Here is an 8,415-nt window from a genome sequence, read left to right on the forward strand (position 1 = left end):
CAGGCCGTCCACCTCAGCGTCGGCACCCCTCCGGTATCGCGCTTGCCTGAAGCTAATACAGATGTATTTCAGAATTTACAACTAGATTTGCGCAGGCCTGCTTCACGGCTGCGGACGCATGACGCTGGGCGTGCCTCCCTAGCGGAACCGCTGCGCAAGGCAGAGGTCGAGGAAATCGCCATAGGTCCGGACGCCCTGCCAAAGCGCGGCGGCTTCGGGGGCGGCGGCATAGACGTCGCGGGCAAGGTCGAAATCCGGCGTGGGCGGTTGCGGGATATGCGCGATCACGGCGGCGCCCTGCTCGACCCCGATGATGGCATAGCCACCCGGCGCCGCCACCGGCGAGGGCAGGGTCACATTGCGCAGGCCCTGGCAGCGGCTTTCGGCGGGGGCATGCATATGGCCGTTCACATGCAGCGTGATCCCGGTCGCAGCCAGCCGCTGCGCGGTGGCGGCCAAGGGCATGCGCTGCGCCCAACGCAGCCGCTCGGCCGGTGGCAGGATCGCGGGCGGGGCGCTGGCGACCATCGGGTAATGCGACACGGCGACGATCGCCTTGCCCGCCTGACGGGCGCGTGCGACGCAATCGCCGGTCCAGCGTTCCAGATAGGGCCGCGCGGCAAGGGCGTGATCCCATGCGCCATCGGCCTGCAAGGACCAGCGCGCCCCGCGCCGCGCAAAGATATTGGCGTCCAGCATCAGCAACCACAGACCCGGACAGGGCTCGGTCAGGTATGAGGCGTCGATCAGGCCCATGGCATCGCGGCGACGGGCGGGATCGGGATCGCGGCCAAAGGGTGTTTCCCAAAGCGACGTCCCGGCGGGCGGCATCAGGCCATGATCGCCAAGCCGCATCAAGGCCTCGGGCGTCGACAGGCCCACCTGCCGGCGCAGGCGGACGGGCTGACCCGCGCCTGCGGTCAGGCGCTTGCCAAGGCTGCGCCGCGTCGGGCCAAAGGCATCGTGATTGCCGAAGGTGGCATAGAACCGCATCCCGGCCGCCGCATGCGGCGCCACGATCCGCGCAAAGGCGTCATAGGCGCCGGGCTGGCCGTCATCGGTCAGATCGCCGGGCAGGACCACATCGCGGATGCCTCGGGCCGCGGATTGGGCGGGCGGGCGATCTTTGCCTGAAGATCTGGCTGGGCATGACAGGTCCGAAAATGGCAATGGCCGCCCGCGCCAGCGCGCGGACAGCCTTGAGGAAAGAGGTTCAGTTCGTGGCGGTGTCGATGATCTCGACCTTGTCACCGAATTGCATGTCGAGTTCGTCGGCGATGAACTCCACCGCCTCGGCCGCCGTCATGCGCCCGGTTTCGACCGCTTGCAGCCCGTTGAACAGGATCTTGTTATAGCTGCCGAATTCGGTGTGGTTGGGCACGAATTGCGCCCGGTCCATCATCTTCGAGGCCGTCGACAACACCCAATTGTCGGCATAGACCGGCATCGCCGTCTGCGCATGGCTGATCGCGGTATGATAGGAAGCGACCGCGTGCTGGTTGTTGAAATAGGGCAGCGTCGCCAGCGCGACCAGATCGGCCGCGATCTCGGGGTGCCCACCCTTGGGGTTCACCGTATACACGACAGGTTCACCGGCGCGCCGCCCTTTTCGGCAGCCGGGGCGGGGAGCCAGCCGATCTTGTCGAAATAGCCCTTGGCATCGGTCGGCCAGGTCGCGCCCTTGCCCTCGCCCAGCTGCCATGCGACCGCCCAGACGCCCTGATGAAAGACAAAGGCCTGTTCCTGCTTGAACGCGCCCTGAATCGAATCCCAGCTCATGGCGGTATTGTCCGACGGGGTCACGCCCTGACGCGCATTGCGTTCATACCAGCCAAGCGCGGCCTTCATCTGAGCCTTGGGAAAGACCAGCTTGCCGGTCTGCGGGTCAAGAAAGCGCACGCCATAGGACTGGAACACCATCAGATAGTCGATGCCGACATTGGGGCGATGCAGCATGCCATAGCGCGCGGCCCCGGCGTCGACGACCTCCTTGGACAGCGCGGTCAGATCGTCCAGCGTAAAGCTGCCGGCCTCGACCGCGGCGGGCAGGCCGTCGACAAAGGCCTCGTCCTTGCCGATCTTGCGCAGCATGTCCTTGTTGTAAAAGAACATGCGGATCTCGGCGTCTTGCGGGATGCCATAGATCTTGCCATCTGCCCCCTTGGCCGCGTCCCACAGGACCGGCAGAATGTCGTCGTAGACCCAGGGCTTGGCGGCGATCTGCGGGCCCATGTCCATGGCATAGCCGGCCTTGGCATATTGGCCGACCCATTCATGGGCAAGAACGCTGACATCCGGCCCCTGCCCTACGGCCAGCGCCTTGAGATTTTCCAGCGCCAGATCGTCCCAGCCCTTGGCGCCGCTGCTGGCCAGTTCGACCACCACGGTCTTGTCGATGCCGGCGGCGGCGAACTGAGCGTTCATCACATTGGCCGCCGCTTCAAGATTGGTCAGCCGCCCCATGCCCGAGGCCTCGGACAGGGTCGAGACGCGGATGCGGATGTCTTCGGCATGGGCAAGGCCGGTCGACAGGGCCAGGGCCGAGGTGGTGGCAAGTGCAGCAAGATAGGTCGTCATGAGGATGTCCTGAACTCGGTGATTCCTTATTTAGTTAACTTGATTAATTAACAGACTTGTGACAGCCTCGCCGGACAGGAGGACAGATGCCACGTCTCATCGGATCTTTGGGCGGCACGCAGCAGGCCGTCCTGCGCGAATTGCGACGGCGCGGCGCGGCCTCGCGGGCCGAGCTGGCGGCCGCCTGCGGCGTCACCCCCGCCGCCATGAGCGTGATCACCCGCGATCTGGTGGCCGAAAAGCTGATCTGCGAGGGTGGTCGCCGCCATGGCGGGCGCGGGGCGCCGCAGATCGACCTGACGCTGTCGGGCGCGGTGGGCGTGGCGCTGGGGGTGCATGCCACGCGCCATGTCGTGGCGCTGAGCCTGCTGGATTTCCGCGGCGAGATTCTGGCCGAGGCCCGCATTCCCGGCGATTTCTCCAGCTTTTCGCAGGTTCTGGACACCATTCTGGCGGGCATCGCCGAATTGCGCCGCAGCGCCGGGGCAAGCGCGCCGCTGATCGGCGCGGGCGTCGCCCTGCCAACGCGGTTTCAGGGCGCGACCCGGGGCCTTGATCTGGCCGATGAGGTCACTTCATGGCGGGACGCGGCCATCGTCGATACGCTGGAAGCGGCGCTTGGCTGTCCGGTGCGGGTCGAAAACGATGCCAATGCCGCCGCCATCGGCGAGCTGTCGCTGGGCAATGCGGCGGGGCATCGGGACTTTGCCTATCTTTACCTCTCAGAGGGCATCGGCGGCGCGCTGGTACTGAACGGGGCGCTGTATCGTGGGATGCGGGGCAATGCCGGCGAATTCGGGGCGCTGGTCCCGCGCGGCCAGCCGCGCCCCTCGTTCGAGGATCTTGCCGATTTCTGCCGCGCCGGCGCCCGCACGCCACCGCCCGAGGGCCGTGATCCCGCTGCTTGGGCCAGCTATCTGGACACCGAGGCCGAGGTGGTCGGGCGATGGATCGACCGCGCGGTGCCGCAGGTGGCGCGGCTGGTCTTTGTCGTGACTGCCATGATCGCCCCGGCGGCGGTCTGCATCGGCGGCACGCTGCCGCAAGCCCTGCGCGCGGCGCTGCGGGCGCGGGTCGATCCGGGCGCGACCGAGGCCACCCAAGGCGGCAGGGTCGTGCGGCCAGAACTGGTGCTGCCCGATGTCGAGGCCGCCGATGCCGTGGCCTTTGGCGCCGCCGCGCTGATCCTGCTGGGCCCGGAGGCGGGCTAGGTCGGGGGTAAGGCTGCGCGTCCATATTTTGCACCGAAATCGCATTTCCTTCAATGCCTTGCCCGGCACGACGGCCCCGCCGGACCATGGCCGAACAGCAGACCGAATCAGCGCTATCCGCCGGCCCGGCAAAAAGATTTCCGTGCTTTCCCTATGGCTTGAGAGAACGCCGCCACCGCCGCCCGGCCCAGAAGAAAATCCGGTGCGGCTTGCCGCAGGACCGGCGCGCTGAAAGGCTTTGCCTATGCCCCGCACGGGGCTTGTCCCCCGAACCCCGCCCCAGACGGGCGCGTCAACAAAGGACCTGCCATGGGCTCGCAAACCCCCAATCCGATCGATCATTCGGCGCATCCGCGCGTCAATTCCGCCGACCCGGTGCCGCCCCGGCCGCTGCCCGCGAAACCGGCGCATATCCTTGCCGATGATGACGAAGCCATCCGCATCGCACAGGAACTGGCCGCCGATTTCGCCCAAGGTGCCGCGCTGCGCGACCGCGAGGGGCTGCTGCCGCTGCGCGAGCTGGACCTGTATTCGCAAAGCGGCATCTGGTCGATCAACGTGCCGCGCGCCTATGGCGGGCCGGGCCTGTCGCATGCCACGCTGGCGCGGGTGATCTCGATCGTGGCCTCGGGCGATCCGGCGGTGGCGCAGATCGCCCAGAACCATATCGCCATCCTGAACGTGGTCGATCTGGACGGCACCGAAGAGCAAAAGCGCAGGGTCTTTGACTGGGCGCTGCAAGGGCTGCGCTTTGGTAATGCCTTTTCGGAGCTGGGCGGCAAGACCGTCACCGATTTCCAGACCCGCGTCACCTTTCAGGGCAATGACGCCATCGTCAGCGGCGAGAAATTCTACACCACCGGCGCGCTGCTGGCCCATATCGTGCCCATCGTCGCCATCGGCGAGGACGGCGCCTATCTGGTCTTTGCCGAACGCGAATTGCCCGGCCTGACCGTCACCAACAACTGGTCCAGCTTTGGCCAGCGCACCACCGCCTCGGGCAGCGTCCGGCTGGAGAACCTGCGCGTGCCGCGCGAACGCGCCGTCAAGCTGCGCGACGAGGCGGCCGCGCCCTCGGTGCAGGGGCCGGTCTCGCAGATCATTCAGGCCGCCATCGACGCAGGCATCGCCCGCAATGCCATCGACGAAACCATCCGCTTCGTGCGCACGCACAGCCGGCCCTGGGTGGACAGCGGCCGCGAGCGCGCCAGCGACGACCCCTATACCATCGCCGCCATCGGCGACCTGAAGATCCGCCTGCATGCTGCCGAGGCGCTGCTGGAGATCGCCGGCCGCGCCATCGACCGTGGCTATGCCCAGCCGACGCTGGAGAACGTGTCCGAGGCGACGATCCGCACCGGCGAGGCCAAGGTGCTGACCACCCAGATCGCCATCGACGCCACCAACAAGCTGTTCGAGCTGGCGGGCACCCGCTCGACCTTGGCAAGCCACGGGCTGGACCGGCATTGGCGCAATGCTCGCGTACATACGCTGCATGATCCGGTGCGTTGGAAGTTCTATCACGTCGGCAATTACTACCTGAACGACGCGCATCCGCCGCGCCACCCCTGGAACTGACCGCCGCGCCGGACAGAATCGCCGCCAGTCCTTTGTCCCGCCCGCTTCGGGGCAAAGGCCGGCTTGGCGATAACGCAGGGGCACGAGGTTCCGGGTGGCATTCGCGCCATTCAGCTGGCCAAAGCAGCGTGACGGCAGTCGGGGCATTCGGCTGACCAACGCATTCGTCTCGTTCATCCATCCGAAATATGCGATGGTGCCTGGCCTGATCCCGGATTGCGGCCTGACCGAGGTCCGGGCAGCGGGCAATGCTGCAGGCACCGGCTCGACGATGGCGCTGCGGAATCGCAGTCACAGACGGGAGATCGAAGACACCGTGCGACGCATCGAAAAGATCGAGACGGCGCTGGAACCGGATTTTCAGCAGCTTTTCGTCGATGCCACGGCGCTGCCGCACAAGGTCGAAGCCTTTCCGCATCTGGCGCAGGCGGTGCGCCTGCCCGAACGTCCCGCGCCTGAGGAAGTTCTCGCCGGACGCATGACCCGCCGCCGGCGCGTCTAGGCCATGGCGCGCGGTCCGCTCGCCGGTCTGTGGCTGGCGCCGCACCGGCCACTGTTCCTGCTTGCCGGGCTTTGGGCGCTGCTTGTGCCGACGGTCTGGCTGCTGCCGCCCGGCCTTGGCCCCGAGCCGCTGCTGTGGCACCGGCACGAGCTGCTCTTTGGCATGGGCGGCGCGGCGCTGGGGGGCTATCTGCTGACCGCAGTGCCGGCATGGACTGCGGGTCCTAGGATCGCGCCTGCAACGACCAAGGTCATGGTGGCGCTGTGGCTTGCCGGTCGGGTGGCCTTTGCCTGTGGCGCGGCGCTGCCCCTTGGCGGTCTGATCGGCGCGGTCTATTTTCTGGCCCTTGCCGGCATTCTGAGCGCGCAGGTCTTGCGCGCCGGGGTCTGGCAGCGGCTGCCGCTGGCGCTGGCGCCGCTGGTTCCGGGCTGGGCGCAGATGCACGACCTGCCGGGCGAGGGCATAGTGCTGTTCTTTGCGCTGCTCATCGGCCTGATCGGCGGGCGCGCCATCGCAGCCTTTACCCGTCATGCGCTGGCGAGCCACGCCAAGGCGCCCGAGGTTGCCGATCCGCCGTGGCTGGCCGGCGGCGCGACGCTGGCGCTGGTTCTGGCCATGGCGGCGCAGGCCGAGGCGCCACGACTGGCCGGACCGCTGCTGATCGCCTCGGGGCTGATGCAGTTGGCCCGGATGGTCGCTTGGCGCAGTTGGCGGGCGGTGGGCTATCCGGCGCTGCTGCTTTTGCATCTGGCCTGGCTGTGGCTGCCGGTGGGGCTGGTGCTTGCGGGCGCGGCCCGGCTGCCCGGCACCGGGGTCGCCCCCGCAACGGCGCTGCACGCCATCACCATGGGCGCCATGGGGTCGATGATGCTGGCGATCATGGCGCGGGCGGGGATGGTCCGACAAGGGACGCGGCTGCTGGTATCTCCGGCGTTGGCCCTTGGCTGCGGGCTGGTGCATCTGTCGGTGCTGCCGCGGCTGCTGATGGGCTGGTCCGGTGCGGATCCGGTCCTGCTGCGGCTGGCCGCGCTGATCTGGATGGCGGGATGGGCGCTGTTCCTATGGCAATTCCGGCGCGCCTTGCAGGGCCCGGTGCCCCGACCGGTGCTAAGCGCCCGCAGCCGGGCCTGAGAGGGTTATGGCGAGGGAAAAATGGCGAGTTCCTATGATATTTGCGCCGGATGGGCGTGAAAAATTCCAGAGGCCAAAGGAAATTCGGAGAGGTCCGTCCACTCAAGGGCATATAACCCACCATTCATTGCGATTTTTCTATTACTGCAATCGAGGCGGAAGGCATCACGCAGGATTCTCGCTACAAGCAAACGCTTGCCTGCGCAGATAGCGAATAATCCAGTCGCGTTACACTCACTGCCATGAACCAATATGGGATTCTCCGCCCGATATCGGGCCATGCAGAAAATGGCGAATTCCAGTTCGCAAACACGGAAAACTGTATGCCGACCCCGCGGATGATCGGCATGGCCTGCCCCCTCGCCCGGCAAGCGGCCAGCCGCTCCGCGATGGAGGGTCGACGTCGCCTCCGCCCCCTACATCGGCCAAAAGCCACGGCCAAAAGGCAAATTCATCCAATTTGCCTGCCCGGATTTCAGCAGCCACCTGCCCCGGCGCAAATGAAATCATCTTCCATAACATCAAATCATTATGCGTCCTCATTCTATATGATCATCCAGATATGGAATCATACATTCGAATTCAAATCCATTTATTGACGAATTCATACTATGCGGTTTACTTCCATCATTCAGACTCCCGGTCATACCCCGAGAGCCGAAATAACCAAAGCGACGACCAAGGTTAAAGACCGCAATGCAATCTGGCTCGCAACGCCCATCGGACGTGCTGTTCTGCTCATTTCATACGCCGGACGATTATTATAGCCAATCTGCCGAAAACCTGCGCAGCTCGCTGAACCGGCTGGGTATCGCGCATGAAATATCCAAGATTGCCAAGGCTCCCGGCGAGGAATGGCTGGAGCTGTGCCGCAAGAAAATCCCATTCCTGCATTCAGTTTGCGAACGGCACCCGAACCGCAGGATCTTCTGGATCGACGTGGATTGCGACCTCGACTACCTGCCGGATTTCGTGGCGAATTTCTCGGCCGACATCATCGGGTTCCAGCGCGGCTTTGGCCATCCCATGCGCATCGGCTACGCCAACAGCGCCCGGTTCTGGGAGCCCTGCTTCTGGGGCATCAACACCACGCCGGCGGCGCGCAGCTATATCCGCGACGCGCATCTGGCCTGCGAGACGATGACGCTGCGTGCGACGGATGACTATTTCTTCGAAGAAGCGTGGCGCAAGAATGCCGATCAGCTGACCTTTCAGGTCATCCCCTCGGCCATGCTGCTGGGCCGCGCCGACCTGCCCGATTGCGGGCGGCGGCCGTTCTTTTATTTCGGTGTCAATCGGCATCCAAACGGCCCCCCCGATCGGCGCCCAAAAGTGACCCCTTTGGCGCGCGGTTGAGCAGGCCCGTGGCGGCGTAGCTTTCCAGCTGGCGCAGCCGACGCGGGCCTGCGTTTCGGA

General features: G+C 65.8%; 8 protein-coding genes. 5 read left to right on the forward strand and 3 right to left on the reverse strand.

The window, feature by feature from the left end; all coding sequences use genetic code 11:
• Positions 1-138 precede the first annotated feature (138 nt).
• From GL279_RS15255 to GL279_RS15260, 3 genes are all read right to left on the reverse strand, one after another.
• The gene (locus tag GL279_RS15255) at positions 139-1,083 is read right to left on the reverse strand and encodes a metallophosphoesterase (RefSeq protein WP_170293996.1); all 945 of its coding nucleotides are present in this window, start codon (positions 1,081-1,083) and stop codon (positions 139-141) included.
• Positions 1,084-1,213: 130 nt separating this feature from the next.
• The gene (locus GL279_RS19275) at positions 1,214-1,582 is read right to left on the reverse strand and encodes a hypothetical protein (RefSeq protein WP_211371329.1); all 369 of its coding nucleotides are present in this window, start codon (positions 1,580-1,582) and stop codon (positions 1,214-1,216) included.
• Positions 1,570-2,577 carry an ABC transporter substrate-binding protein gene (locus GL279_RS15260; protein ID WP_211371330.1) on the reverse strand — a complete coding sequence of 336 codons (1,008 nt, stop codon included), beginning with the start codon at positions 2,575-2,577 and terminating at the stop codon, positions 1,570-1,572. The genes GL279_RS19275 and GL279_RS15260 overlap by 13 nt, the downstream gene beginning before the upstream one ends.
• An 86-nt stretch (positions 2,578-2,663) precedes the next feature.
• Here GL279_RS15260 and GL279_RS15265 point away from each other — a divergent pair, with 86 nt between their 5' ends.
• From GL279_RS15265 to GL279_RS15285, 5 genes are all read left to right on the forward strand, one after another.
• The gene (locus tag GL279_RS15265; RefSeq protein WP_155065497.1) at positions 2,664-3,788 is read left to right on the forward strand and encodes an ROK family protein; all 1,125 of its coding nucleotides are present in this window, start codon (positions 2,664-2,666) and stop codon (positions 3,786-3,788) included.
• Positions 3,789-4,097: 309 nt separating this feature from the next.
• Positions 4,098-5,366 carry an SfnB family sulfur acquisition oxidoreductase gene (locus GL279_RS15270; RefSeq protein WP_155065498.1) on the forward strand — a complete coding sequence of 423 codons (1,269 nt, stop codon included), beginning with the start codon at positions 4,098-4,100 and terminating at the stop codon, positions 5,364-5,366.
• Positions 5,367-5,460: 94 nt separating this feature from the next.
• Positions 5,461-5,868 carry an ASKHA domain-containing protein gene (locus GL279_RS15275; protein WP_343039826.1) on the forward strand — a complete coding sequence of 136 codons (408 nt, stop codon included), beginning with the start codon at positions 5,461-5,463 and terminating at the stop codon, positions 5,866-5,868.
• Positions 5,869-5,871: 3 nt separating this feature from the next.
• Complete coding sequence (locus tag GL279_RS15280) at positions 5,872-6,999, forward strand: NnrS family protein (protein WP_155065499.1); 1,128 nt, start codon at positions 5,872-5,874, stop codon at positions 6,997-6,999.
• A 696-nt stretch (positions 7,000-7,695) separates the two neighbouring features.
• Positions 7,696-8,355 carry a hypothetical protein gene (locus GL279_RS15285; protein WP_155065500.1) on the forward strand — a complete coding sequence of 220 codons (660 nt, stop codon included), beginning with the start codon at positions 7,696-7,698 and terminating at the stop codon, positions 8,353-8,355.
• Positions 8,356-8,415: the final 60 nt, after the last annotated feature.

Origin of the sequence: Paracoccus limosus (assembly GCF_009711185.1) — a bacterium.
GTDB lineage: Bacteria > Pseudomonadota > Alphaproteobacteria > Rhodobacterales > Rhodobacteraceae > Paracoccus > Paracoccus limosus.